Below are 1,467 nucleotides of genomic sequence, written 5' to 3' on the forward strand. Positions count from 1 at the left end.
CATACGATATGAAATACCCGATAGGCATCCAGAGCTTTGCACAGATAAGAGAGGACCACTACACGTATGTAGACAAAACCGCCCTGATATACCAGCTGGTATCAACAGGAAAGATTTATTTCCTCAGCCGTCCGAGGCGGTTCGGGAAAAGCCTGCTTGTATCTACTTTGAAAAATTATTTCTTAGGTAAGAAAGAGCTGTTCAAGGGGCTTGCCATCGAGAAGCTGGAAACGGAATGGAAAGAATATCCCGTATTCCACATCGACTTCAACGGAAGCAACTTCACCGTTCTGGGAACGTTGGAAAAGAAACTGGAAGGATATATTGCCGGTTGGGAAGCCCAATACGGGAAAAGCACTTATCTGACGGATGTGGGAGACCGCTTTGCTTACTTGCTCAAACAAGCCCATGAACAATCGGGTAGACGTTGTGTGGTGTTAATTGACGAATACGACAAGCCTATCCTGGACGTGCTTGATACGGGCATTAAGGGAGAACAGGAGGAAATGTTGCTGGAAGACCGGAACCGGGAAGTGCTGAAAGGATTCTATTCGGTATTCAAGGCTGCGGACGATGACCTGCAGTTCGTCTTGCTCACCGGGGTTACCAAGTTCTCGCAGGTAAGCGTGTTCAGCGGTTTCAACCAGCCTGCCGACATCAGCATGGACAGGCGGTACGAAGCCCTGTGCGGTATCACCCAGGAAGAACTGGAACACTACTTTGCCGGTCCGATAAGTGATATGGCAGACAGGGAAGGCATATCCAAGGAAGAGATGACCGGTCTGCTCAAACGCCAGTACGACGGATATCATTTCAGCGAAAAGATGACCGATGTCTACAATCCTTTCAGCTTGCTCAATGCTTTTGCTTCCGGCTCTATCCGTGATTACTGGTTCCGTAGCGGTACGCCTTCATACCTAATCCGCCTGCTTGCGCATACCGATGAGAACCTGGATGAACTGACCGGAAAATACTATGACCCGCAGGAGTTTATCGACTATAAGGCAAACGTAGAAAAACCGTTGCCGATGATTTACCAGAGCGGATACCTTACCATTAAGGACTATAAACCACGCCGAGGCACATTCCTGCTCGACTTCCCCAACAATGAAGTGAAGAAAGGATTTGTATCTCTGGTGGCTTCCGACTATTTCAAGCCCCAACGGGAAAATATAAACAGTTGGATACAAGACCTTATCGATGCGCTGGAGGAAGGTGATACAGACAAGCTGCATAAGCTGTTCACCTCCTTCCTTGCCGACATTCCCTACACCATGCGTCGCAAACAGGACGAGAGGGAAAGGGAGCGTTATTTCCATTATACGTTCTACCTGATATTCCGCCTGGTCAGCGTCTACACGGTCTATACCGAAAAGGAACAGAGCGAAGGACGGGTGGACTGCATCGTAGAGACACCCGATTACGTCTATATCTTTGAGTTCAAACTGGACGGTTCGGCAGACGAAG

Annotated in this window: 1 protein-coding gene; it reads left to right on the forward strand. The window is 48.7% G+C overall.

The genetic code is table 11. The annotated features are described in order from the left end of the window. Positions 1-8 precede the first annotated feature (8 nt). Positions 9-1,467, forward strand: a 1,459-nt coding sequence (locus B5F78_RS16560) for an ATP-binding protein (RefSeq protein ID WP_087407260.1), incomplete at its 3' end; no start/stop codon positions are given.

Origin of the sequence: Bacteroides sp. An279, from assembly GCF_002159615.1 — a bacterium.
GTDB classification, from domain to species: Bacteria; Bacteroidota; Bacteroidia; order Bacteroidales; family Bacteroidaceae; genus Phocaeicola; species Phocaeicola intestinalis.